The sequence below is a fragment of the uncultured Azonexus sp. genome, assembly GCF_937982035.1.
Taxonomy (GTDB): Bacteria; Pseudomonadota; Gammaproteobacteria; order Burkholderiales; family Rhodocyclaceae; genus Azonexus.
In genome coordinates this window covers 18,586-42,779 of record NZ_CALJNI010000010.1, presented here as the reverse complement: position 1 = coordinate 42,779, position 24,194 = coordinate 18,586, and the positions used below count along the sequence as shown (strand labels likewise).

At 65.2% G+C, this 24,194-nt stretch carries 16 protein-coding genes and 1 pseudogene; 5 read left to right on the top strand and 12 right to left on the bottom strand.

Annotated features, from left to right (window positions below):
- From Q0799_RS08395 to rsmB, 10 genes and pseudogenes are all read right to left on the bottom strand, one after another.
- Positions 1 to 328, bottom strand: a pseudogene (locus tag Q0799_RS08395) (MotA/TolQ/ExbB proton channel family protein); the annotation flags it as partial.
- A gap of 341 nt (positions 329 to 669) precedes the next feature.
- Positions 670 to 1,737 (bottom strand): uroporphyrinogen decarboxylase, encoded by a 1,068-nt coding sequence (hemE, locus tag Q0799_RS08390; RefSeq protein ID WP_298397013.1) that lies wholly within the window; start codon positions 1,735 to 1,737, stop codon positions 670 to 672.
- A 43-nt stretch (positions 1,738 to 1,780) separates the two neighbouring features.
- Positions 1,781 to 4,885, bottom strand: a complete 3,105-nt coding sequence (locus tag Q0799_RS08385) for an efflux RND transporter permease subunit (RefSeq protein ID WP_298397010.1) — start codon at positions 4,883 to 4,885, stop codon at positions 1,781 to 1,783.
- Positions 4,882 to 5,910 carry an efflux RND transporter periplasmic adaptor subunit gene (locus Q0799_RS08380; RefSeq protein WP_298397007.1) on the bottom strand — a complete coding sequence of 343 codons (1,029 nt, stop codon included), beginning with the start codon at positions 5,908 to 5,910 and terminating at the stop codon, positions 4,882 to 4,884. Before Q0799_RS08380 ends, Q0799_RS08385 begins: the two co-directional genes overlap by 4 nt.
- 31 nt (positions 5,911 to 5,941) lie before the next feature.
- Entirely contained in the window at positions 5,942 to 7,360 is a 1,419-nt protein-coding gene (locus Q0799_RS08375) for a potassium transporter TrkG (RefSeq protein WP_298397019.1), read from the bottom strand.
- A gap of 46 nt (positions 7,361 to 7,406) precedes the next feature.
- Complete coding sequence (trkA, locus tag Q0799_RS08370) at positions 7,407 to 8,840, bottom strand: Trk system potassium transporter TrkA (protein ID WP_298397004.1); 1,434 nt, start codon at positions 8,838 to 8,840, stop codon at positions 7,407 to 7,409.
- A 2-nt stretch (positions 8,841 to 8,842) separates the two neighbouring features.
- Complete coding sequence (locus Q0799_RS08365) at positions 8,843 to 10,102, bottom strand: response regulator (RefSeq protein WP_298397000.1); 1,260 nt, start codon at positions 10,100 to 10,102, stop codon at positions 8,843 to 8,845.
- Positions 10,080 to 12,233: an ATP-binding protein gene (locus Q0799_RS08360; protein ID WP_298396997.1), complete on the bottom strand. Its 2,154-nt coding sequence runs from the start codon at positions 12,231 to 12,233 to the stop codon at positions 10,080 to 10,082. The genes Q0799_RS08365 and Q0799_RS08360 overlap by 23 nt, the downstream gene beginning before the upstream one ends.
- On the bottom strand, positions 12,230 to 12,838 hold the full coding sequence (locus Q0799_RS08355; protein ID WP_298396994.1) for a DUF4390 domain-containing protein: 609 nt from the start codon (positions 12,836 to 12,838) through the stop codon (positions 12,230 to 12,232). The genes Q0799_RS08360 and Q0799_RS08355 overlap by 4 nt, the downstream gene beginning before the upstream one ends.
- Positions 12,801 to 14,060, bottom strand: coding sequence for a 16S rRNA (cytosine(967)-C(5))-methyltransferase RsmB (rsmB, locus tag Q0799_RS08350; protein ID WP_298396991.1), 1,260 nt, complete (start codon positions 14,058 to 14,060; stop codon positions 12,801 to 12,803). Before rsmB ends, Q0799_RS08355 begins: the two co-directional genes overlap by 38 nt.
- A gap of 34 nt (positions 14,061 to 14,094) precedes the next feature.
- Here rsmB and Q0799_RS08345 point away from each other — a divergent pair, with 34 nt between their 5' ends.
- Positions 14,095 to 14,994 (top strand): S1/P1 nuclease, encoded by a 900-nt coding sequence (locus Q0799_RS08345; RefSeq protein WP_298396988.1) that lies wholly within the window; start codon positions 14,095 to 14,097, stop codon positions 14,992 to 14,994.
- On the opposite strand, the gene fmt is transcribed toward Q0799_RS08345, so the two are convergent.
- The gene (fmt, locus tag Q0799_RS08340) at positions 14,978 to 15,901 is read right to left on the bottom strand and encodes a methionyl-tRNA formyltransferase (protein WP_298396983.1); all 924 of its coding nucleotides are present in this window, start codon (positions 15,899 to 15,901) and stop codon (positions 14,978 to 14,980) included. The two genes, Q0799_RS08345 and fmt, sit on opposite strands and share 17 nt — an antisense overlap.
- Positions 15,898 to 16,401 carry a peptide deformylase gene (gene def / locus Q0799_RS08335; RefSeq protein ID WP_298396980.1) on the bottom strand — a complete coding sequence of 168 codons (504 nt, stop codon included), beginning with the start codon at positions 16,399 to 16,401 and terminating at the stop codon, positions 15,898 to 15,900. Before def ends, fmt begins: the two co-directional genes overlap by 4 nt.
- A 142-nt stretch (positions 16,402 to 16,543) precedes the next feature.
- On the opposite strand from def, the gene Q0799_RS08330 reads away from it, so the two are divergent.
- The 4 genes from Q0799_RS08330 (at position 16,544) to Q0799_RS08315 (ending at position 24,194) form a co-directional block, all read left to right on the top strand.
- Positions 16,544 to 17,566, top strand: coding sequence for a LysM peptidoglycan-binding domain-containing protein (locus tag Q0799_RS08330; protein ID WP_298396977.1), 1,023 nt, complete (start codon positions 16,544 to 16,546; stop codon positions 17,564 to 17,566).
- The gene (gene dprA, locus Q0799_RS08325; RefSeq protein WP_298396974.1) at positions 17,563 to 18,636 is read left to right on the top strand and encodes a DNA-processing protein DprA; all 1,074 of its coding nucleotides are present in this window, start codon (positions 17,563 to 17,565) and stop codon (positions 18,634 to 18,636) included. Before Q0799_RS08330 ends, dprA begins: the two co-directional genes overlap by 4 nt.
- Before the next feature lie 79 nt (positions 18,637 to 18,715).
- On the top strand, positions 18,716 to 21,238 hold the full coding sequence (locus Q0799_RS08320) for a DNA topoisomerase III (RefSeq protein WP_298396971.1): 2,523 nt from the start codon (positions 18,716 to 18,718) through the stop codon (positions 21,236 to 21,238).
- A gap of 52 nt (positions 21,239 to 21,290) precedes the next feature.
- Positions 21,291 to 24,194: a transporter substrate-binding domain-containing protein gene (locus Q0799_RS08315; RefSeq protein ID WP_298396968.1), complete on the top strand. Its 2,904-nt coding sequence runs from the start codon at positions 21,291 to 21,293 to the stop codon at positions 24,192 to 24,194.

Below are 24,194 nucleotides of genomic sequence, written 5' to 3'. Positions count from 1 at the left end.
GGGTGGTAAGAAAGCGTTCGAGTTCGTGCAGGACCGCGCGACCGGCGTCCTCGATCGATTCCTTCATCACCTCGCGCGAGCTGGCGACGTTGCGCAGTCCTGCCGCAAGCACACGGCCAAGCGGGGAATGACGGGCGACGCGGGTGATCATTTCGGGCGGGGCACCGTGCGCACGGTAGTCGGCAATGACCTTCTCGAGCAGATCGTAGGGCACCACGCGCGCGCGGCGCAGGGTCAGCGAGCGTTCGATGATCAGCGCGACGGCGATGACGGATGCCAGCAACAATGGCCAGATCGGCCAGCCCACGGCCTGGATGATCGCAAACACGCGCCCGTACTCCCGAATGCTGAAAGGCGAGACTCTAGCGCCCGCGGCCGGTGAGGGCAAGCGATCGCCACTACCCGCCGTGCATTGCCAGTCGCAACAAGGGCTTCCGGGGAGAATCCACAAAAGCTGTGGATAACTTTGTGGATTGCCAAGGGGGAAAAAAGCTAAGTGGGCGTTTCGTAAGGATTTTGTTACCTTGCCGAAATATTGTGCAAATCACAAAAAGCTTTTATAACAACAACTTACACAATAACCCGCTTGTCAAGCAGGTTGCAGGACTTTTTTATTCCGGGGCAGGAAATTCTGTGAATAAGTCAAGCCCCGCCCCGGAAAATGAGTCCTCACTTACGCAGCGAACGGCTGTGGCTGTGGACCGTATCGACCAGCACCGAAACATTTTCCGGCGGGGTGTATTGGGAAATGCCGTGACCCAGGTTGAAGACGTGCCCGGTATTGCCCGGACCGTAGCTGTCGAGCACCTTGCGGGTTTCGGCAGCGATGGTTTCCGGGGTGCCGAACAGCACGTTCGGATCGATGTTGCCCTGCAGCGCGACCTGGTCGCCGACGCGACGACGGGCTTCGCCGATGTCGATGGTCCAGTCCAGGCCGACGCCGTCGCAGCCGATGGCCGCGATCTTTTCCAGCCACAGCCCACCGTTCTTGGTGAACACGATGCTCGGAATGCGCTGGCCGTCCTTTTCCTTCTTCAGGCCGGCGACGATGCGCTGCATGTAGGCCAGCGAGAATTCCTGGTAGGCCGCCGCCGACAACGAACCGCCCCAGGTATCAAAAATCATCACCGCCTGGGCGCCGGAATCGATCTGCGCGTTCAGGTAGCTGGTCACCGCATCGGCGGTCACCGACAGGATCTTGTGCAGCAGATCCGGGCGGCTGTACATCATGCCCTTGATGTGGCGGAAGTCGGACGAGCCCTGGCCTTCGATCATGTAGCAGGCGAGCGTATAGGGGCTGCCGGAGAAGCCGATCAGCGGCACCGAGTTGTCGAGTGCGCAACGGATTTCCGCGACCGCGTCCATGACGTAACCGAGGTGGTCGTAGGGATCGGGCGCGGTCAGGTTGTTGATCGCCCATTCCTCGCGCAGCGGGCGCTCGAACTTCGGGCCCTCGCCTTCGGCGAAATACAGGCCCAGGCCCATCGCGTCGGGCACGGTGAGGATGTCGGAGAACAGGATGGCGGCGTCGAGGTCGTAGCGGGCCAGCGGCTGCAGCGTCACTTCGCAGGCCAGCGACGGGGTCTTGCACAGGTTCAGGAAGTTACCGGCCCGCTTGCGGGTGGCGCAGTACTCCGGCAGGTAGCGACCGGCCTGGCGCATCAGCCACAGCGGGGTGTAGTCGGTCGGCTCCTTCAACAGGGCACGCAGGAAGGTATCGTTCTTGGGTCGGCTCACGCTTTACTCCGCCAGAAAATCAGGAAACGGCGATTATCCGCCTTTACGCCCGGCTGGTCACGCGGCGGCGCATCGTCATCCAGTACAGCAACGGAATGACGAACACCGTCAGCAAGGTCGAGAAGGCCAGCCCCCAGACGATGGATTGCGCCACCGGCCCCCACAGCAGCGACTCGCCGGCCAGTCCGAAGGCCAGCGAGAACAGGCCGCCGATGGTCGTCACCGAGGTGATCAGGATGGGCACGATACGCCGCCGGGCGGCATAAACGGCCGCATGCAGCACGCCCATGCCCTCCTGCCGGCGCTGGTTGGCGGCGTCGATCAGGACGATGGCCGAATTGACGGCGATCCCGGTCAGCGCGATCACGCCGTAGAGCGTGTACAGGGATAAGGGATTGCCGGACACCAGCAGGCCGAGGACGACGCCGGTGAAGGCCAGCGGCACGGTGACCAGGATCAGCAGCGGCTGGAAATAGCTGCGGAACTGGGTGGCCAGGATCAGGTAGATCAGGCCGACACCGAGTGCGAACAGCGCCAGCATGGCGTCGAGGCTTTCGTTGATGTCGTCAAGCTCGCCGGAGAAATCGAGATTGACGCCTGGGTACTGGGCGGCGATCTTCTGCCACTCCTCGCGCAGGATGCGGTTGGCCGCGACGGTATCGGTGATCTCCTTGTCCAGGTCGGCTTCGACGGTGATCGCGCGCATCAGGTTGTAGCGCTTGATGACGCCCTTGCCGGTGCGCGTCTCGGCCTGCACCAGCGCGCCCAGCGAGGTGGTCTGACGACGACCGTCGGGCAAGGCCAGGGCAATCGGCGTCGCCAGCAGGTCGCCGATATCCTGGCCGACCAGACCGCCGTGATTGGCGCGTACGCGCAATTCGATCTTCTCGCCCTGGTCGCGGGTCTGGGCGATGATTTCGCCGTCGACATGCAGACGCATCAGACGCGCCACCCGGCCGGCGTCGAGACCGGCGGCGGCCAGCGCCTCGCGGTCGAGCGTCAGCACCAGTTGCGGACGGCCGGGAATGTCGTCGTCGACCACGTCCTTGCTGCCGGGAATGGCCCGGGCAACCGCCAGCACGGCATCGGCCGCGGCGCGCAGTTCAAGCGGATCGTCGCCGCGCACGCGGACCTTGACCGGCTTCTCCAGCGGCGGCCCACCCGAGATCATGGTGAAGCTGATCTTGCCCGGCCCGGGCAGGGCCTCGACCGTCGGCCGCATGGCAGCGACGATTTCCTGCACGTCGCGCGCCTCGTCCCCCAACTGGTCGCGCGGGTTCAGGGAAACGATCACCTGCCCGTAGATGTCGCCGTAGAGCGGCTCGGTATCGGTGAACTTGATCCCCGCGTAGGCGGCAACGTTACGCGCCTCACCATCCTTCAGGTATTTGCGCACCTCGGCCTCGACCCGGCTGGCCTGGGCCATGGTTTCCTCGATCGGCGCACCGGCCGGCATATCGACGTTGACGTAGAACAGGCGCAGCGGATCGAAGGCGAAGAACTGCATGCGCACCGCGCCGCCGGCGACGGCGCCGACCGCCAGCACGAAGACCAGCCCGGCCGCGCCGAGCGACAGGCGCGGCCGGCGCAGCAACGCCAGCAGAAGGCGCGAATACCTGACCCGCAAGCGGTGATTGAAGCGCGCCCGCCAGTCGTCGGCCGGCGGACGTCGGCCCACTGCCGCCACGTGCACGGGCAGCATCCAGTAGGCCTCAAGCAGGCTGATCGCCAGCGCCAGCGTGATGATGAAGGGAATCACGAACATGAACTTGCCGACGATGCCGGGCAGCAGCATCAACGGCAGGAAGGCCGCCATCGTCGTCAGCACGGATGAGGTCACCGGCGCCACCACCTCGCGCATCGCCTCGATCGAGGCATCGATGGCGGCCAGTCCGCGCTGCATCTTGTAATAGATGGTCTCGACCACGACCACCGCGTCGTCGACGACCATGCCGAGCACGATGACCACGCCGAGCAACACCGAGATATTCACCGTGTAGCCGAGGGCCGCCAGCACGGCGAAGGTGCCGGCCAGCGAGAACGGCAGACCGATGCCGACCAGCAGCGCGATGCGGGTGCCGAGGAACAGCCAGCAGATGATCAGCACCACCGCCAGGCCGACAACGGCGTTGGCTTCCATGATGCCGATCGACTCGCGGGTCGGAATGGTCTGGTCGTCGAGCAATTCGAGGCGGATGCCGTCGGCGGCCAGCAAAGGGTTCTTTTCGGCGATGAAGCCGTTGATGCGGGCAATCATGTCCAGGGTATTGACCCGGCTCTTCTTGGTGATCGACAGCATCACCGCCGGCTTGCCCTCGTGCGTCGCCAGGCTGCCGGCCTTGGCCCGACCGCGCGACACCTCGGCCACCGAAGCGAGCGGCACCTGGGCACTGCCCACCGGAATGTCGGCCAGCTTCGCCGGATCGACATGCTCGCCGAGGATGCGAACCAGCCAGGCATTGCGCTCGTCGCCGGACTGCGTCTCGACCTTGCCGGCAAAAACATCGCGGAACCAGGCCTGAGTCGCGTCGGCCACCTGGGTTGCCGAAAGCCCCCGATTGGCCAGCGCCACCGGGTCGAATTCGACCAGCAGTTCCGGGTCCTGCAGGCCGGTGGCGAACACCTGGTCGATCCCGTTCATACGCTCGAATTCGTTCTTCAGCAGGCGTGCGCGCTGGCGCAGCACCTCGTCGGCCGCCTGCCCGGTGACCAGTACCAGCGCCGTCGGGAAACCGTTCGAAGTGGTGACCTCGAGAACCCGCGGATCCTTGGCCACATCGGGCAACTCGCTGCTGGCCTTGTTCTGGATGTCGCGGCGCAGGTCGTTGATGCGCTTGTCGAACACGCTGGCGGGAATGTCGCGGAAACGGACCAGGATGTTGGACACGTTCTCGCGCGACGACGACAGTACGAAACGGATGTCGGCGACGCCCTTGATTGCGTCCTCGAGCGGCTCGGTCACGCGCTTTTCCACGTCCTCGGCCGAAGCACCGGGCAGCACCGTGGTGATCACCACCCAGTTGAAATTGATCTCGGGATCCTGCTCGCGCGGCATGGTCAGGTAGGCGAACACCCCGAGCATCAGCACCACCGCGAAGGCGATGTTCGCCAGCGGGTGGTTTTCCAGCAGCTTGCGGTACAGGCTCACGGCAGCGCCGCTCCGTCCTGCAGGGCATGACGGCCCTGGACGACGATCCGGGTGTCCTCGGGCAGGTCGACCAGCGCCGGCCGCCCTTCGCTGGCCGCGGGCAGCACGTGGAACCGCGCCTTGCCGTCGACCGCCATGAATACCCCGTAGCGGCCATCGCGGCGCACCAGCAGGTCAGCCGGCAGCCACGGCCGGGTCTCGCGCCAGAGCAGGCGGCCGGACTGGCCGACGGCCGGCGCCGCCGCCGCGAAGGCAAAGCGCGCCTCAACGCTGCGCGACTCGGGATTCATTGCCGGCGACACGCGGATCAGGCGTAAGGGATGGCGGACGCCGGCCGCTTCGAACAGCCACTCGCCGGCCTGCGCAACCACCTCGGCATCCTGTGGCTGCAGTTGCGCCGATACCTCCGGATCGCCCGCGGCGACCAGGGTCAGCAGCACGCTGCCCGGCGCAGCCAGTTCGCCGAGCTGGGCCGGACGCTCGCGCACGACACCGGCAAACGGCGCGCGCAGGCTGTGCTTGTCGAGTACCCGCCGGGCCGTATCGCGGCTGGCCCGGGCCGCTCGCGCATCGGCCACGGCTGCGGTCCGCTCGGTCTCGCGCAGCGTCAGCGCTTCGGGAGAATAGAAATTGCGCTCGCGCAGCGTCTGCGCCCGCTGCAACTGCGCGTCGGCCTGCGCCAGCCGGGCCTCGGCCTGGGCCAGCGCCGCCTCGGCACGTTCCAGCGCCAGCGCGGCATCGCGCGGATCGAGACGGACGATCAGCCCACCGGCCGCGACCGATTGTCCGACCTCGACCGGCAGCGCCTGGATGGTGGCGGCGACCTCGGCCGAAATCCGGGCTTCGTGGCGTCCGATCACGGCGGCCGGCGCGTTGCGCTCGGGGCGTAAAGCCAGTTCGCCGAGCGGAGACAGCGTCAGCGCCGGCTGAGCCGGCGCCACGGCCGCCGGTTCGGCCGCCTGCTCACCGCAGCCCGCGAGCAACGTCGAGACCAGAAGGAGACCGGAAATAACGGGAATTCTCATCGCAACTCCGCAAAAGCAGACGGCGGCGCCTTCACTTGCGCCAGAAAGCCGGCGTCAACACGACCAGCAAGGTGAATATCTCAAGCCGACCGAGGAGCATTGCAAAAATGCAGACCCAGGTCTGGAAGTCCTCGAGCACGGCAAAAGTCGTCGCCGGACCGACCGCGCCAAGGCCGGGACCGGTGTTGTTCACGCTGGCCACGACGGCACTGAAGGCGGTGACGATGTCGAGCCCGGTAAACGCCAGCAACAGCGTCATCGAGACGATGCTGACCATATACACGAAGGCGAAGGCGAGCACGGCGAACAGTACCGACTGCGGCGCCGTCGCCCCGCCCAGACGGACGTTGTACACGGCCGCCGGGTGCATGGCGCGGACCAGTTCGCGGTAAACCTGCTTGTACAGCAGCAGCGCCCGCATCATCTTGATGCCGCCACCGGTAGACCCGGCGCTGGTCGAGAAACTGCACAGGAACAGCATCCACAGGCCAACGAACATCGGCCACTGGCCGTAATCCATGGTCGAATAGCCGGTCGTCGTCGCCACCGAGATGACGTTGAACATGGCGTAGCGGAAGGCCGTGTCCATGTCGTCGAAGGTGCCCTCCTTCCACAGGTAATTGGCGAGCACGAAGACGCTGACCAGCAACACGCCGACAAACCAGCCGGCTTCGGGGTCACGGCCGTAGATGAACACCGAACGCCCGGTCAGGGCGAGGAAGTGGGTGGCGTAGTTGATCCCGGAAAAGAGCATGAAGGCGATGCAGATCCACTCGATGGCCGGCGAATTGAAGTAGCCGAGGCTGGCATCGTGGGTCGAGAAACCGCCGAGCGAAACGGTCGAGAAACTGTGGCAGATGGCGTCGAACCAGCTCATGCCGGCCCAGCGGTAGGCCAGCGCGCAGGCGACAGTGATGAACACGTAGATCATCCACAGGCCCTTGGCCGTCTCGGTCACCCGCGGCGTCATCCGGTTGTCCTTCATCGGACCGGGAATCTCGGCGGCGAGCATCTGCCGGCCGCCGATGCCGAGCATCGGCAGAATGGCAACCACCAGAACGATCAGGCCCATGCCGCCCAGCCATTGCATCAGGTGACGCCACAGGTTGATCGACGCCGGCAGCCGGTCGAGGCCGGACATCACCGTCGCCCCGGTCGCCGTCAGCGCCGACACCGCCTCGAAATAGGCGTCGGTGTGCGACATGCCGAGATGCAGCATGAACGGCAAGGCCGAGAAAGCCGGCAACACCGTCCATACCAGCACAACCAGCAGGAAGCCGTCGCGCACGTTCAGATCGCGCGGGGTATTGCGGTAGCGGTACCAGAGGAAGCTGCCGCACAGCATGGTCAGCAGGAAAACCTCGTCGTAGACGCGCTGCGCCCCGTCGTCCATGATGTGCGAGACGGTCAGCGGTACCAGCATGGCCAGGCCGAACAGCATCAGGATCATGCCGAGCGCGCGATGGACGGGAGCGAAACGGGTCACGAATGCGGCCTCAGACGAAGTGGAAACCGACCTGGAACAGCTTTTCGACCTTCTTCACCAGTTTCTTGCGGGTGCAGAAAATGATCACGTGGTCACCCGGCTCGATCACCGTGTCGTGGTGCGCAATGACCACCTCGCCGTAACGGGTGATTGCCGTCCAGTCGTCGGTCTGGCCGACGACGATGGGAACTTCGAAATTGCGCACCAGGGCGGCGACGGTGACGCCCTTGGGCCACTGCACCTCGTCGATGCGCCGACCGACCACCTTGGACGTGTTGCGGTCGCCGTGAGCAACGATCTCCAGGGCTTCGGCGGCGCCCCGGCGCAGCGAGTGCACCTCGGCGACATCGCCCTGGCGGACGTAGGCCAGCAAGGTGCCGATCGACACCTGGGCCGGCGAGATGCCGATGTCGATCGGTCCGCCCTCGATCATCTCGGCGTAGGCGCGACGATTGACCAGGGCGACGACGCGCTTGCAGCCCAGGCGCTTGGCCAGGCTGCCGGCCATGATGTTGTCTTCGTCGTCGTTGGTCATCGCCAGGAACAGATCCATCTCGGCAATGTTTTCCTGTTCCAGCAGGTCTTCGTCGGTGGCGTCGCCGTACAGCACCAGGGTGTCGTTCAGTTCGTTGGCCAGCAGTTCGGCGCGCGGCCGGCGGCCTTCGATCAGCTTGACCTCGTAACGGTCTTCGAGCGATTTGGCCAGGCGCAGGCCGATATTGCCGCCGCCGGCGATCATGATGCGCTCGACCCGCGCCGTCTGCCGGCGCAACTGGTTGAGCACCGGATGGATGTTCTCGGCAGCGGCCAGCAGGAAGACCTCGTCGCCGGCCTTGACCACGGTGTCGCCCTCGGGGAACACCGGCTGGTTGTCGCGGAAGATGGCGGCAATGCGGGCGTCGATTTCCGGCGGCAGATGCTCGCGCATCGCCTTGATCGGCTTGCCGACCAGCAGGCCGCCTTCGTAGGCGCGCACGGCAACCAGGCAGACGCGGCCGCGGGCGAAGTTGAGCACCTGCAAGGCACGTGGGAACTCGATCAGGCGGCGGATGTAATCGGTGATGACCTGTTCCGGGCAAAGCGCGAAATCGACCGCGAAATTGTCCCCCGACAGCAGCGACTCATCTTCGAGGAAATCGCGCGAACGCAGGCGCGCGATCCGGGTCGGGATGTTGAACACCGACTGCGCCAGCTTGCAGGCCACCAGATTGGCCTGGTCGCTCTGGGTCACCGCGATGACCATGTCGGCGTCTTCGGCGCCGGCGCTGCGCAGCACCGTCGGCGTTGCCGCATCGCCGACGACGGTACGCAGGTCGAGACGATCCTGCAGTTGGGCCAGCCGGGTCGGGTCCTGATCGACGACGGTGATGTCGTTTTCCTCAGAAACCAGGCCTTCGGCCACGCTGGCGCCAACCTGGCCGGCACCGAGAATGACGATTTTCATGCTTATTCCTCGCCGCGCTTGCCCAGCCGGATGTCGAGCTGCTTCAGCTTGCGGTACAGATGGGTCCGCTCCAGCCCGGAGCGCTCGGCCAGGCGCGTCATGTTGCCGCCCTCCTGGCGCAGGTGGTGTTCGAAATAGAGTTTCTCGAACGCATCGCGCGCTTCGCGCAAGGGCTGCTCGAACAGTGGCAGGAAGGATTGCGCCGGGGCATCGTCCTCGATTTCCTGGGGCATCACCCGGGCCACGTCGTCGCCGACGATTTCCTCGTCCAGCGCCGTCAGCGCGAGGTTGCGCACCAACCCGTAGAGCACGTTCCAGCTCGCCTCCGGGTGTTTCTTCCAGGGCAGCGTACGCAAGGCATTGAGGGCAGCGGTCGAGAAACGGCGCGGCGGCACTTCGCCGCGCTCGACGAAATTGGTCAGCAACAATGCGGCAATTTCCGGCAGGTCGTCGGCATGTGCCGACAGCGCCGGCAACGCCACCCAGATCTCGCCCAGCCGGGCCAGCAGCTTGGCGTCCCAACCGGACAGCGCCGACAGCGGCGTGGTGCTGGCCACCACCAGTTGCAGGTGAAGTTTCTCGGCACGATCGAGCGCAAACGCCAGGTTCATCTGCTGCATCTTGCCCAGTACCGCCAGATCGGGCACGAACAGGATGCCGCCGCTGGTCTTTTCCAGTGCCTCCTGGGTCAGCGCGCTGCTCACCGTGGACAGGTCAAGCCAGGGGGCACGCGGCGCCAGCAGGGTGCGCGCGGCGATTTCGCCCATGCCGCCGGTCGCCCCCTTGATCAATACCACCGAAGCCTTGGCCGCGGCCTGCTCCAGGCGACGGCGGAATTCCTTGACGAACGGCAGGCGGGCGAACGCCTCCAGGGTCAGCGGCGGACGCTGCGGCGGCGCGTCGTGCTTGAGCGCCTTCTGCACCGTGGCCAGCAGTTTCTGCAGGCCGATCGGCTTTTCCAGGAAATCGAAGGCGCCAAAACGCGTCGCCTCGACAGCCGTATCGATGGTGCCGTGACCGGACATCATGACCACCGGCATGTTCAGATGACCGCCGGCATGCCATTCCTTGAGCAGCGAAATGCCGTCGGTGTCGGGCATCCAGATGTCGAGCAGGACCAGGTCCGGACGCAGCTCGTTGCGCACGCGGCGGGCGGCACCGGCGTTCTCGGCGAGGCGGACGTCGTAGCCCTCGTCGATGAGGATTTCGGAAAGCAGTTCGCGGATGCCGACTTCGTCATCAACGACCAGAATGATTGCCATGCTTGGCCTCCTTGTCCCGGACCAGCGGCAGGCGGATCTCGATCCGCGCCCCGCCATCCGGTGCATTGCTGATTTCTATACTACCTTGATGCTCATCGACAATCTTCTTGACGATGGGCAATCCCAGCCCTGTTCCCCGGGCCTTGGTGGTGACATACGGTTCGAAAATGCGCGGCAGCAGCTCGACCGGAAAGCCCGGCCCGTTGTCGGTGATGCGCAGGCGTGCGCAGCGCCCGGCCGGTTCGGTGACGATCTCGACCCGGCCATCGTCGCGGCCTTCGAGGGCATCTTCGGCGTTGCGCAGCAGGTTGTGGATGATCTGGCGCAGCTGGGTGGCGTCGCCGAGCACCGGCGGCAGTCCCTCGCCCAGCACGACCGAGAACTGCACCGCCGAGCTTTCGTACAGGCCCATGACCTCGCCGAGCAGGGCGTTGAGGTCAAGCGGCGCGACTTCCGGCGCCGGCATGCGGGCGTAGTCGCGGAAATCGTCGACCATGCGCTTCATCGCCTGGACCTGGCCGATGATGGTCTGCGTGCCGCGCGCCAGCATTTCGGCGTCGCCGTTGCTGAGCTTGCTGGCCAGCTTGTGCTGCAGGCGCTCGGCCGAAAGCTGGATCGGCGTCAGCGGGTTCTTGATCTCGTGCGCCAGGCGCCGGGCCACTTCGCCCCAGGCCGCGCTGCGCTGGGCTGCGATCAGCCGGGTGACGTCGTCGAACACGACCACGTCACCGCCCCCGCTGGTCTCCGGCAGGCGCGAGGCGCGCAGCAGCAGCACCTGCGGCATGCCGTTCGGCCGCTCCAGCTCAAGCTGGGCCTGCCACTCCGGTTCGCCGGTCGCGGCGAAATTCTGACGGATGAAGGCCCCCAGCGCTTGCTGGCGCGGCCAGTTCTCCGGCGCCAGACCGATCAGGCCGGAAAAATCGTCTTCCAGAATGGTCAACGCCCCTTCGTTGACCGTACGCAGACGGAAATCCCGGTCGAATACCATCACCCCGGCCGACAGGTTGGCCAGGATCGATTCCAGGTAGCCGCGCGCCGATTCCAGCTCACCGCGGTGCCGGTCGGTTTCCCGGCGAGCGTCGTCGAGTTGCCGGGTCATGCGGTTGAACGACTGGGTCAGCACCCCGAGTTCGTCGCCGCTATAGACCGCCTGGCGCTGCGAGAAATCACCCTGGGCCACGGCCTGCGTGCCTTCGGCCAGGATGTACAGCGGCGCCACCAGCCGCCGGGCCATCCAGTAGGCCAGGGCAAAAGCGCTGAACAGCGCGACCAGCACCGTCAGGGTCAGCGTCAGGGCATAGATCCGGGTCAACCCCTGACGGGCCAGTTGCAGCTCCTGGTAATCGCGATAAACCGCCTGCACGGCCTCGGCGTCGAGGGCCAGATTGGCCGGCACGGCCTGGGTCAGTTGCAGGATGCGCGGCTCCTCGAACATCTCGCGCGGCGAAACCGGCAGCAGCACGCGCAGGAACATCGATTCTTCCTCGCCCTCGATACCGCTCAATCCCTGGGGATTACGCGCCTGCTTGAGCTGGGCCTGACCGGGCAATGCCGGCAGCAGGACCAGATCGCCGGTAGCGCTGGTCAGCAAGCTGCCATTGACCGCGAACAGCGCGGCCGTTTCCACGCTTTTTTCCTCGCGCAACCGGAACAGGGCCGAACGCCGGGATGGTTCGGGAATCACCGACAGTTCGTCGGCCATGTCGCGCGCCTTGGCGTTCAGTTCGGCCAGCAGCGAGTCGAGCGCCGAGCGCCCGAGGTGCAGGCCCGACTCCAATGCCTTCTCGACGCGCACGTCGAACCAGCTCTCGATCGAACGGGTCATGAACTGCACCGACACGCCATAGACCAGCGCCCCCGGCAACACCGCGATGACACCGAACATCAGCATCAGGCGCAGCTTCAGGCGGGCGCCGAAGACCTGGGCCTTGTAATCCCGCCACAGGCTGCGCAACTGCCAGCCGACCAATGCCACCATGCCGAGCGCCAGGACGACATTGAGCGCGATCAGCAGCGGATAGTTGCGCGAGAAGACGACGGTGTCGGCCGCCGTCGCCATCAGCAACAGGAACCAGAGTATCCCGCCGATGGCGGCAGCCAGGGCACCGGCGGCAGCGACAAAACGTTTCACTTGTCCTCCGCGGCAGGGGACAACGGCAACTGGGTCACCCAGCTTTTCCAGTCGCTGGTGAGCGTCCAGTCCTTGTTGCCGAGCGCGCTGATCTGGAAGGGACGCGGCAACTGACGGACATCAAGCTGCAGGCGCATGGCGGCCTGATAGCTGCCACCAGCTACGATGCGCGCATCGTCACGGGGAATGACCAGCCAGTTGCGCAGGCGGCGCAGCACGGCGAGCGCCTCGCCGAGACTATCGAAGGACTGATGCAGGCCGCCGGTACTGAGCCGGTACTGGCGGGTCAGCGCGTGATAGGAAAGACGATAGGTCAGGCTGCGGCTGAGCAGTTTCTCGTCGAGCCAGTACCAGCGCTCGCGGGTGAGTTCGAAATCGGCCACGAAATACAGCACGACGCCGCGATTGACGGCCTCTTCCAGGCTGGGACTCAGTTCGAAACGGAAGTCCGCCGACAGCGCATAGCCTTCGTCGGTCAGCGTCAGCCCGGGATTGCGCACCTCGATTTCCGCCGCCCAGGCCAGCGCCGGCAGGAAAGCCAGCAGCAGCAACAGGCCGCGCAGACGCTCAAGCACGCTTTTCGAGCAGGCAGTAATAGAAGCCATCGCGCTCCGCATCGGGAAGAAGCTGTTCCTCGTGAACGATCCCCGCCGCCGGCTGGCGCCCGAGGAAATTCCTGACCTGCACCGAGTTTTCCGTCGGGAAGACCGAACAGGTTGCATAAAGCAGTTTACCGCCGGGTCGCAGCACCTGCCACAGGGCGTCCAGGATGCGCGCCTGGGCACCGGCAAAGCTGGCGACATCTTCGGGACGGCGCAGCCATTTGGCGTCGGGATTGCGGCGCACGACGCCGCTGGCGGTACAGGGCACGTCGGCCAGCACCGCATCGAAAGGACGACCGTCCCACCAGCTGTCCAGCTTGGCACAATCGGCGGCCTCGACACGGGCCGACAGGTGCAGACGCCCCAGCCCCTCCTCGACCCGCCGGCAGCGCGCCGGCTTGAGATCGAGCGCGAGCAGGTCGAGTTCGGCGCGTTCGAGCAGGTGCGCGGTCTTGCCACCGGGCGCCGCGCAGGCGTCGAGCACCCGGCTGCCGGCTGCCGGTGCGAGGATTTCCGCAGCCCGCTGGGCACCTGGGTCCTGGACCGAGACCAGGCCGTCGAAGAAACCGGGCAGACGATCGACCGGCTGCGGCTTGCCCAATGCCAGTCCATCCTCGCCGACCGGGTGGGCCGCAATATCAACTGCCGTCAGTTGCCGCAGATAGTCATCGCGACTGATCCGACGCCGGTTGACGCGCAAACCCATCGGCGGCGCCTGATTGCCGGCGTCGACGATGCGCTGCCAGTCATCCGGCCAGGCGGCCTGCAACTGCGCCAGCCACCAGCCGGGATGCTGGGTAGCGGCAACCGGATCGCTGGCCAGATCGGCGGTCAAAGTGGCCTGCTGGCGCAAGAAACCGCGCAACACCGCATTGACCAGACCGCGGAATTTGCCGTGCAGGATTTCGCCGGCCGCCGACACAGCCTGGTCGACCACGGTATGCGCCGCGTCCGGCCGGGTTTCCAGGCGATACAGCGCGACCAGCAGCAACGACCGGACTTCATCGACCGCCAGCGGTTTTTCCAGCAGTCGCGACAGGAAGAAATCGCCCCGACCGAAGGCGCGCAGGCTGCCGTACACGAGATCCTGGACCGACGGACGGGCGCCGGCATCGACGCGGCCGAGCAGGTTGTCGGCCAGGCTCTGCCCGGCGAATACCGCCGCATCGATGCGGGCGGCCTCGCGCAGGGCGTAGGCAAGTGAATTGAAGGGCAATCGCGACATAGGTGGCGATTATCGCACGGGGCATAATTCCGGCATGCGCCCTTTGCTCATCCTGCTCATTTTCCTGTTCGCGAGCCCCGCCGCCCAGGCCTGGAACGGCGCCGGCCACCGGCTCGGCATCCTGATCGCCTGGCAGCAGATGAGTCCGGATACCCGCGAATTCGTCCGCCTGGCACTGGCCGGGCACCCGGACCATGGCCGCTGGCGGGAAAAAGCCGGTGCCGACGATCCGGCACTGGTCTTCGCCGAGGCCAGCACCTGGCCGGATGCCATCCGTCACGATCCGCGCTTTGCCGACCAGCCGACAGACAACCCGCCCCTGCCCGGCTTTCCCGACATGGGCCGCCACGGCGACTGGCATTACGTCGATTTCGACCGCCACGGCAAACGCGGCCGGGGGCAGATCGACCGCAAGATCGTCGAACTGAGCGAACTGCTCGCCACCAGCACGCAGCCGGCCGAGCTTTCCTGGGCTTTGCCCTGGCTCGCCCACCTGGTCGCCGACCTGCATCAGCCCTTCCATGCCGGATACAGCGATGACCGTGGCGGCAACACGGTACTGATCGAAGACCCGTCGGCCCGCCAGCCCTTCGTCAAGCTGCACGCCTGGTGGGACGACCTGCCCGGCCCGAGCGGCCTGCGCGGAAAACGCCTGCAACGGCGGGCCGAGACATTGCTGACCGACCACCGGGCGCCCCGGCAGGGCGATGTCCGGCGCTGGCTCAATGAAAGCCGGCTGTTGCTGCAGCGGGCCTATCCGAAAACCATGGGCAGCGTCAGTCTGCTGATCGACGACGATTACCGGCAATGGGCGCAGACGACCGGGGAACGCCGGGTTGCCGAAGCCGGCTACCGGCTCGGCCGCCTGCTGGAAGACATTCACCGGCGGCGCGTTTCACGTGAAACGCCGCCGGCGGTCAGTCCCGACCGCTGAAGCAATCGCCCGGCTGCAGCGGATGACCGGCCAGGAACTGCTGGACCGGCAGACGCTTGCCGCCGGCCTTCTGCAGCTCACTCACGGCCAATGCGCCCTCGCCGCAGGCGATGACCACCGAATGACGGTCGACCGTCAGCACACAGCCGGGCTCGCCCTGACCGGCCACCGGCCGCGCCGCCCACAGCTTGACGGTCTGCCCGGCAAACTGCGCCTGCGCACCGGGGAAAGGATTGAAGGCACGAATATGGCGATCGAGCTCGGCGGCGCTGCGCGTCCAGTCGATCGCGGCTTCCGCCTTCTCGATCTTGTGGGCGTAGGTCACGCCCTCGCCCGGCTGAACTTCGGCCGGTAACGGCAGGCCCGCCAGGGCATCGACGATCAGCTTCGCGCCGCAGGCAGCGAGCTTGTCGTGCAGCGTCGCCGTAGTGTCGCCGCCGGCAATCGGGAAGGCCTCGCGCAACAGCACCGGACCGGTATCGAGGCCGGCTTCCATCTGCATGATGCAGACGCCGGTTTCGCTGTCGCCGGCGAGCAGCGCCCGCTGGATCGGTGCCGCGCCGCGCCAGCGCGGCAGCAGCGAGGCATGGATGTTCAGGCAGCCGAAACGCGGCAGGTCGAGCACCGCCTGCGGCAGGATCAGCCCATACGCGGCAACGACCATGACCTCGGCGCCAACGGCAGCCACTTTTGCCTGCGCCTCGGCGTCCTTCAAGGTCAGCGGCTGGAAGACCTCGATCCCCTGCGCCAACGCCACCTGCTTGACCGCCGACGGATGCAGGCTCATGCCGCGGCCCGCCGGACGATCCGGCTGGGTCAGCACCAGCGCCACCTCGTGGCCGGCGGCGACGATGGCCGACAGCGCCTGCGCCGCGAATTCCGGCGTGCCCGCGAAAATCACCCTCATGCGGTCACTCGCGCCTGCTTGGCCAGCTTGCTGCGGATGCGCGTCTGTTTGAGTTGCGACAGGTGATCGACAAAGACCTTGCCGTTCAGGTGATCGATCTCGTGCTGTATACATACGGCCAGCAGGCCGTCGGCTTCGAGTACCCGGGGCTTGCCGTCAAGGTCGAGGTAGCGGACGGTGACGCGCTCGGCACGCTCGACCTTGTCATAGATGCCGGGCACCGACAGGCAGCCTTCCTCACCGACGGTCAGGCCGAGGCAGTTGTCGAGTTCCGGATTGACGAAGACCCGCAGTTCGCTCTTGTCCTCGGAGACGTCGATCACCACCACCCGCTTGTGCACATCGACCTGGGTCGCAGCCAGACCGATCCCGGGCGCCTCGTACATGGTCTCGGCCATATCGGCCGCCAACCGACGAATGCCATCGTCAATTTTCGTCACGGGAGCGGCGACTTTCTTCAGCCGGGGATCGGGAAAACGCAAAATGGGTAATAAGGCCATGGCAAATAGGGAATAAATGCTTGCTTGCTTAGAGGATTACATGCAGAATCTAAAGCAATTCTCGAGATATGAACGCGAATTGCAGACGCCGGTAAGACCACACAAGCTGCTGCGCGTTCCACCGGTACGTGAGGGGTTACCCATGGTTCGCATTATATCCGCGCTCATCCTGGCTGCGACAGCCGCCTGCGCCACTGCGGCCGAGCCGCTTGAACTGGTCAGCAATCCACCCGACCGGCACGTCGTCGTCAAGGGCGACACGCTGTGGGACATCTCCGGGAAATTCCTGAAAAAACCCTGGCGCTGGCCGGAAATCTGGCGCCTGAACAAGGACCAGATCAAGAACCCCCACCTGATCTATCCCGGCGACATCGTCTGGCTCGACCTGTCCGACGGGAGCCCCCGCCTGCGCCTGGGCAAACCGGTACAGAGCCGCCTGCAGCCGCAGGCCTACGCCACGGCCATCGATCAGGTGATTCCGAGCATCCCGCCGAATGTCATCGAACCCTTCATTTCGCAGCCGCTGATTGTCGAAGCCGGCGTCGAGAAAACCTCGGCGCGCATCGTCGCCACCCAGGAAGAACGCATCCTGCTCGGCAGCGGCGACACGGCCTACGCCAGCGGCATTCCGGATGCCAGCGTCGAAAAGTGGCATGTCTTCCGTCCCGGCAAACCGCTGACCGATCCCGAAACCGGCGAAATTCTCGCCCACGAGGCTTTCTTCCTCGGCAACGCCCAGCTGACCCGTCCCGGCGAGCCGGCAACCCTGCGCATCACCCTGGCCAAGGAAGAAATTTCCCGGGGCGACTGGCTGAAGCCGGCGCCGCAACCGACCATCATGGCCTATGTCCCGCGCTCGCCGGAACAGAAGATCAACGCCCGCATCATGTCGATCTACGGCGGCGTCAGCGAAGGCGGTGCCAGTTCGGTGGTGACGTTTAACAAGGGCGCCGACGACGGTGTCGAAGTCGGCCATGTCGTGGCCTTCTATCGCAAACGCGTTGCCGTCCACCTCGACGACGACGTGAAGCGCGAATCGACCACCATTCCCGATGAACGCTACGCACTGGCCTTCGTCTTCCGCACCTTCAACCGCGTTTCCTACGCACTGGTAATCGATGCTTCCAAATCGGTGCTGATCGGAGACGCCGTCAGCAATCCGTGAGCCCGCCCCGGGGTCTTGCAGCCTGGCTGCACCTGACCCTGGCCCCGGGCATCGGCGGCGAGACACAGCGCAAGCTGCTCGCCGCCTTCGGATTGCCCGACCACATCTTCAGCGCCAGCCTCACGGCCGTGCGCAGCGTGATCGGCAACAAAGCCGACCTGCTGCTCGACTTCAACCCCGGTGAACGAGTCGCCCAGGCCATGGCCTGGGCCGAGCAGCCGGAGCAGCACATCCTGACCCTGGCCGATGCAAATTACCCGGCCGGCCTGCTGGAAATCCCCGACCCGCCCAGCCTCATCTACGTACGCGGCAATCCGGCGCTGCTGCAAGGGCCTGCCATCGGCGTCGTCGGCAGCCGCAACGCCACCCCGCAAGGCCTGCGCAATGCCGAACAATTTTCGCGTGCCCTGGCCGGCCAGGGCTGGTGCATCGTCAGCGGCCTGGCGCTGGGCATCGACGCGGCGGCGCATCGCGGTGCCCTGGCCGCCGATGGGGCCACCGTCGCGGTCATCGGCACCGGCGCCGACCGCATCTATCCGGCCGGCAACCGCGAACTGGCGCTGGCGATTGCCGAACGCGGCGCCATCGTTACCGAATTTCCGCTCGGCACCCCGGCAAATGCCGCCAATTTCCCCCGCCGCAACCGCCTCATTGCCGGCTTGTCGCGCGGCGTGCTGGTGGTCGAAGCGGCCACCGAAAGCGGCTCGCTGATCACCGCCCGGCTGGCCGGCGAACAGGGACGCGAAGTTTTTGCCATCCCCGGCTCGATCCACTCGCCGCAGTCCCGCGGCTGCCACAAACTGATCCGTCAGGGGGCGAAACTCGTGGAGACCGCCGACGACATCGTCGAAGAACTGGGCGGGCGCCCCGCTGGCCGGCAGCCCCGGGGAACCGAAGGCGACTCCGGGCATCCGCTGCTCGCCGTGCTCGGCCACGATCCCTGCGGCCTTGACGAGCTGGTCGAGCGCAGCGGTCTGGGCGCCGACAGCCTGCTGACCGAATTGCTCAGCCTGGAACTCGCCGGCAAGATCGCCGTCCTACCCGGCAATCGCTACCAGCGCGTCGATTGATCCGGAAATCAATTGTGTCCGCCCTTGCCAATCCGTCGGGCGCCCACTTATCATGCCCGGCACCTGACAGGCAGACCCCATGAGCAAAAAACTGATCATCGCCGAGAAACCCTCCGTCGCCAGCGACATCGCCAAGGCGCTCGGTGGTTTCACCAAGCACGACGAATACTTCGAGAACGACGAATACGTCGTCTCGTCGGCCGTCGGCCATCTGCTCGAACTGGCCTGTCCGGAAGAATTCGAGGTCAAGCGCGGCAAGTGGTCCTTCGCCCACCTGCCGGTGATCCCGCCGCATTTCGCGCTGAACCCGATCGAGAAGAGCGCGCCACGACTGCGCGTGCTCAACAAACTGATCAAGCGCAAGGATGTGACCGGCCTGATCAACGCCTGTGACGCGGGACGCGAAGGCGAGTTGATCTTCAACTACATCGCCCAGCACGCCAAGGCCGGCAAGCCGGTGCAGCGGCTGTGGCTGCAGTCGATGACGCCGCAGGCCATCCGCGACGGCTTCGCCCGGCTGCGCCCTGGCAGCGAGATGCAGGGGCTGGCCGACGCCGCCGTCTGCCGCTCCGAATCCGACTGGCTGGTCGGCATCAACGGCACCCGGGCAATGACCGCCTTCAATTCGAAGACCGGCGGTTTCCACCTGACCACGGTCGGCCGCGTGCAGACACCGACGCTGGCCATCGTCGTCGAGCGCGAGCGCAAGATCCGCGACTTCGTGCCGCGCGACTACTGGGAAGTCGAGGCCGAATTCGCTGCCAAGGCCGGCAGCTACACCGGCAAATGGTTCGACGAAGGCTTCAAGGGCAAGCAGGACGACGAGCACGCCCGCGCCGACCGCCTCTGGGAAGTCGCCCGGGCCGAGGCGATCAAGGCGGCGACTTCGGGCAAGCCCGGCATCGTCAGTGAGGAAGCCAAACCGGAAACCCGCCTGTCGCCGCTGCTGTTCGACCTGACCAGCCTGCAGCGCGAAGCCAACGCCCGTTTCGGGTTCTCGGCCAAAACAACGCTCGGCCTGGCCCAGGCGCTCTACGAAAAGCACAAGGTGCTGACCTACCCGCGGACCGATTCGCGCTGCCTGCCCGAGGATTACATCGCCACGGTCAAGGAAACGATGCGCGTGCTCACCGGCGAAGGTGCCGGCAAGGGTCACGACGAGGTCCTGCTCGCCCGCTACGCGCCGTTCGCGCACCAGGTCCTGGCGCGCAACTGGGTCATGCCGAACAAGCGCATCTTCAATAACACGAAGGTGAGCGATCACTTCGCCATCATCCCCACGCCGCAGGCGCCGAAGAACCTCAACGAAGCCGAGCAGAAACTGTACGACTTCGTCGTCCGCCGCTTCCTGTCGGTGTTCTTCCCGGCCGCCGAGTACATGGTGACCACCCGTATCACCCGGGTCGAAGGCCATCCGTTCAAGACGGAAGGCAAGGTCCTAGTCAATCCGGGCTGGCTTGCCGTCCATGGCAAGGAAGGCCAGACCGGCGACGAAGGCAACCTGGTCGCCGTCGACAAGGACGAAAAGGTCAAGACCGAGGAAGTCACGGTCAAGGCCAGCGCCACCAAACCGCCGCCGCGCTATTCGGAAGCCACCCTGCTGTCGGCCATGGAAGGCGCCGGCAAGATGGTCGACGACGAGGAACTGAAGGCGGCGATGGCCGGCCGCGGCCTCGGCACCCCGGCAACGCGCGCCCAGATCATCGAAAACCTGATCGGCGAGCAGTACATGCTGCGCGAAGGCCGTGAACTGATCCCGACGGCCAAGGCCTTCAACCTGATGACGCTGTTGAATGGCCTGGGCATCAAGGAACTGACCCAGCCGGAACTGACCGGCGACTGGGAATGGAAGCTCGGCCGCATCGAGAAGGGCGATTTCACGCGCGACGAATTCATGCGCGAGATCGCCGAGATGACGCGCCACATCGTCGAACGCGCCAAGACCTACGACAGCGACACGATCCCCGGCGATTTCGGCATCCTCAGCGCCCCCTGCCCCAAGTGCGGCGGCCTGATCCGCGAGACTTACAAGAAATTCCAGTGCAGCGACTGCGATTATTCGCTGTGGAAGATCGTCGCCGGCCGGCAGTACGAACCGGCCGAAATCGAGACGCTGCTGACCGAACGCCACGTCGGCCCGCTGACCGGCTTCCGCAACAAAATGGGCCGCAGTTTTGCCGCAGCGATCAAACTCAACGACGAGCATCTGCCCGAATTCGATTTCGGCCAGGACAAAGCCGACGAAGCCAACGCCGAACCGGTCGATTTCTCCGGCCAGGACAGCCTGGGCAAGTGTCCGAAGTGCGCGGCCAATGTCTACGACCACGGCACCTCCTACGTCTGCGAGAAATCGGTCGGTCCGGACAAGACCTGCGATTTCCGCTCGGGCAAGATCATCCTGCAGCAACCGGTCGACGCCGCCCAGATGAAGAAGATGCTGGAAACCGGCAAGACCGACCTGCTCAAGGAATTCGTCTCCAACCGGACCAAGCGCAAGTTCTCGGCTTATCTGGTCGTCGCCGAAGGCAAGGTTGGTTTCGAGTTCGAGAAAAAGGCACCGGCAGCCAAGAAGCCCGCGGCAAAGAAGAAGGCGGAAGCCTGATACACCGCGCCGGCTGCTTGCAGCCGGCATGCCGCTCGGCTAAGCTGGGCCGATGCGCAACTTCCTTCGCCATCTCGGCGCCCTGTTCCTGATCCTGTGCTGCGCTTCGGCTGCAGCAGAAGTCACGCTAGACCCAGCCGCGCAAGCCTGGCTTTCAGGAAAGCCCGTCGTCCGCATCGGCATCATTGCCGACAACGCGCCCTATTCGACGGTGCACGCCGGTCGGCTCGAAGGTTTCTCGATTGACGTTCTCGAAGAGATTTCGGCACGAACCGGGCTGCGCTTCGACTACAAGGCCGGTAGCTGGCCGGAAATCTACGCGGCCTTCGTCCGGGGCGAAATCGACGCCATCGACGAGATTTCGCTGCGTGAGGACCGCAAGCCCTTCACGCTGTTCACCGAGCCCTACCACCACCGGCAAACCGTCGTGATGCAGGACATGAACCGCCGCCTGCCGCCGATCTCCAGCCTTGAGGACCTGAAACCCCATCGCGTCGGCATCGTCAAGAACATCTTCTACAAGAGCACGCTTGAGCGCCATGGCCTGCAACTGAGCGAATACGATGCATTGCCCAATCTGATCCGCGCCCTGGCCTTCGGCTGGGTAGACGCCATTGTCGGACCGGAAGTTACCCTGGCTTACCTGGCGCGCGGCGAGGGCTTCAACCAGATCGGCGTGGCCGGGCGCGTGGCGATGGACGGCTTCGAACTGGAGGACTTCCGCATCGGTGTGCGCCGCGAAAAGCCCGAGGCCCATCGGGTCATCGCCGCCGGCCTGGCAGCCATTCCCCCGGCCCGCATGCAGGAAATGCTGGCCGTCTGGCAGGAGTTCGGCGGGCGTCGCAACCGGGAAATACAGCATTTCCAGCTAAGCCGCGAACAGACCGATTACCTCCGCCGTCTCGGCCCGATAAGGGTCGGCATCATGCGCGACTACGCCCCGTTCAGCTTCGCCGACGGCGGCAAGACGCAGGGACTGGCGATCGACATCCTCGGACGCATCCAGGATCTGACCGGCCTGACGGTCACCCCCGTCGTCGACCGCTGGCCGGTCCTGATCGAATTGCTTCGCCGCGGCGAAATCGATGTCCTGACCAATATCTCCCGGCAGCCGGACCGACTGGCCTTTACCCGTTTCACCGATCCCTACCACGTCATCCCCAACGTCGCCTTCACCCGCGACCGCAACTTCCGGCTGACCGACCCGCCGGATTTCGGTCAGCGGAAAATCGGCATCGGCGAAGGCATTTTTTACGAAAAGGCCCTGCGCGAGCGCTTCGGCAAGCAAGTCGTCACCTACGGTGCGCAGGATGCCATGTTCCGGGCACTGGCCGACGGCAGCGTCGATGTCGTGATCGCCTCGCTGCACAACGGCAATCACTGGGTACGCGAACTGGGTCTGGCCAACGTCACGATTGCCGGCGAACTGATCCTGCCCGATTTCTCCGGCGAAGATCTGCGCTTCGGCATGCGCCCGGGGCTGGCCCCGCTGGTCGGGATCTTCGACAGTGCGCTGGCGGCGATCACGCCGACTGAACGACGCAGCATCGAGAATCGCTGGCTGGGTGCCAGCTACCGCGAAAATTCGGGGGCCCCGCAAGCGCTCAGCGAAGGCGAGAAATCGTGGTTACGCCAGCATGGCCCGTTGAAAGTATGTACCGACCCCGACTGGATGCCGATCGAAGCGCTCAATGGCGGCCGCCACGCCGGCATTGCCGCGGACTATCTCGAGCGGATGAGCCAGCAGTTCGACATCGCCTACGAGATTGTCCCGACCAACACCTGGGCAACATCCTTGCAGGCAGTCCAGGAACGTCGCTGCGACCTGCTGACGATGGCCGTGCAGACCCCGCAGCAGAGCATCCACCTCAATTTCACCGCGCCCTACTACACGACGCCAAACGTCCTTCTCGCGCGGATCGAAACGCCGTTTGTCGAAGGCCTTGATGCCTTTGCCGGACGCCAGGTCGGCATCGTGCGCGGCCACGCGATTGCCGACCAACTACGCAGTCGTTACCCGCAACTGGAACTGGTCGAGGTCGACAACGAAAAGGAGGGCTTGCGCGAACTCCAGCGGGGCAGGCTGGAAGGGTACATCGGCACGCTCGGCACGGTGAATTACCACCTGCGCGAACTGGGTTTTGCCGATATCAAGGTAGTCAGCCGTATTCCCGTCGACAGCAAGCTGTCGCTGGCCACGCGCAACGATCTGCCCGAACTGTTTTCGATTGCGGAAAAAATGGTCGCCAGCCTGAGTGATGCCGATCGCCAGCGCATCGAGAGCCGCTGGCAAACCATACGCATCGAACCGGGTATCGATACCGCCCTGTTGTGGCGATGGGGCAGCATCATCTTCGTCGCACTGGCCCTTTTGATACTGTGGAACCGCAAGCTTGGCAGCCTCAACCGGCAACTTGCCGAAGCCAACCAGAAGCTGGCACAACTCAACATCACCGACCCGCTGACCGGGATCGGCAACCGGCAGTTCTTCGAGCAGGAGTTTTCCCGCGAGTTTTCGCGTTGCCAGCGCAACGCCCAGACCTTTACCACGGCGATGATCGACATCGATCACTTCAAGAAGATCAACGACAGCCTCGGCCACGCTGCCGGCGATCACTGCCTGGTCGAACTGGCCCGCTGCCTGCAGCAGCACCTGCGACGCCAGACCGACAACATCGCCCGGATCGGCGGCGAGGAATTCGTCGCCTTCATGAGCGGTGACACCCGAGAGGAAGTCCTGGCCCATTTCGAAGCCTTGCGCAGCGATATTGCGGCCCTGCAGATCACCTGGGAAGGACAGCCGATCACCTTCACCATCAGCATCGGACTGGTGCATGGCATACCCGAACAGCCGGACAATCCGGCAGCCTGGCTGAGACAGGCCGACCTGGCGCTTTACCGGGCCAAGGCAGCGGGACGTAACCGGCTCGACGCCGACATCCGGGAAAGCACCTGA

Excerpts from the sequence above, each read along its gene's own strand:
- Q0799_RS08355 (WP_298396994.1), bottom strand. The coding sequence starts at position 12,838 with ATGGCTTCTATTACTGCCTGCTCGAAAAGCGTGCTTGAGCGTCTGCGC.
- Q0799_RS08320 (WP_298396971.1), top strand. The coding sequence starts at position 18,716 with ATGAGCAAAAAACTGATCATCGCCGAGAAACCCTCCGTCGCCAGCGAC.
- Q0799_RS08375 (WP_298397019.1), bottom strand. The coding sequence starts at position 7,360 with ATGATCCTGATGCTGTTCGGCCTGGCCATGCTGGTACCGCTGACCGTC.
- Q0799_RS08315 (WP_298396968.1), top strand. The coding sequence starts at position 21,291 with ATGCGCAACTTCCTTCGCCATCTCGGCGCCCTGTTCCTGATCCTGTGC.
- fmt (WP_298396983.1), bottom strand. The coding sequence starts at position 15,901 with ATGAGGGTGATTTTCGCGGGCACGCCGGAATTCGCGGCGCAGGCGCTG.
- Q0799_RS08345 (WP_298396988.1), top strand. The coding sequence starts at position 14,095 with ATGCGCCCTTTGCTCATCCTGCTCATTTTCCTGTTCGCGAGCCCCGCC.
- def (WP_298396980.1), bottom strand. The coding sequence starts at position 16,401 with ATGGCCTTATTACCCATTTTGCGTTTTCCCGATCCCCGGCTGAAGAAA.
- Q0799_RS08330 (WP_298396977.1), top strand. The coding sequence starts at position 16,544 with ATGGTTCGCATTATATCCGCGCTCATCCTGGCTGCGACAGCCGCCTGC.
- Q0799_RS08380 (WP_298397007.1), bottom strand. The coding sequence starts at position 5,910 with ATGAGAATTCCCGTTATTTCCGGTCTCCTTCTGGTCTCGACGTTGCTC.
- rsmB (WP_298396991.1), bottom strand. The coding sequence starts at position 14,060 with ATGTCGCGATTGCCCTTCAATTCACTTGCCTACGCCCTGCGCGAGGCC.
- Q0799_RS08365 (WP_298397000.1), bottom strand. The coding sequence starts at position 10,102 with ATGGCAATCATTCTGGTCGTTGATGACGAAGTCGGCATCCGCGAACTG.
- trkA (WP_298397004.1), bottom strand. The coding sequence starts at position 8,840 with ATGAAAATCGTCATTCTCGGTGCCGGCCAGGTTGGCGCCAGCGTGGCC.